Here is a 477-nt window from a genome sequence, read left to right as displayed (position 1 = left end):
TCGCGCGGCGCAGCGCGTCCCGATCCTCGGCCGACAGCGTCGTGGCGGGGGAAATTGAAATCGGTTCCATCTCTCTCCTTGGCGTGAACGGGCCCTGAACCCTCGCCGGCCTAGATTACTCCGGCATGCTAGAATTTTGAGATTATTTGACCCGGCAAACGTTGTATCGACAAAAAATGGCCGTCCATACTGCCGCCCACCATTCGAGCGGGCAAGTCCTGCCGTTCCGCGAATCGCTGCTCGCGATGATCGGGATCTCGTTCGTCACCATGCTGGTCGCGCTGGACCAGACGGTCGTCGGCACCGCGCTGCCGACCATCGTCGCCGAACTTCGCGGCTTCGACCTGTATGCATGGGTCGCGACCTCGTACCTGCTCAGTTCCGTGATCACGGTGCCGATCTTCGGCCGGCTCGGCGACTATTACGGACGCAAGCCGTTCGTGATCGCATCGATCGTCGTGTTCACCGGCGCGTCGG

The 477-nt window shown here is 61.8% G+C and carries 1 protein-coding gene; it reads left to right on the top strand.

Annotation, left to right across the window (positions count from 1 at the left end):
- Window positions 1-176: 176 nt before the first annotated feature.
- The coding region (locus A9Z05_RS03495; protein ID WP_141723340.1) for an MFS transporter at window positions 177-477 on the top strand (301 nt) is incomplete at its 3' end.

Source organism: Burkholderia sp. A2, from assembly GCF_001729305.1.
Classification (GTDB): Bacteria; Pseudomonadota; Gammaproteobacteria; order Burkholderiales; family Burkholderiaceae; genus Burkholderia; species Burkholderia sola.
Note: the sequence above shows the minus strand (reverse complement) of the source record. Positions and strands in the feature narration are given on the sequence as shown.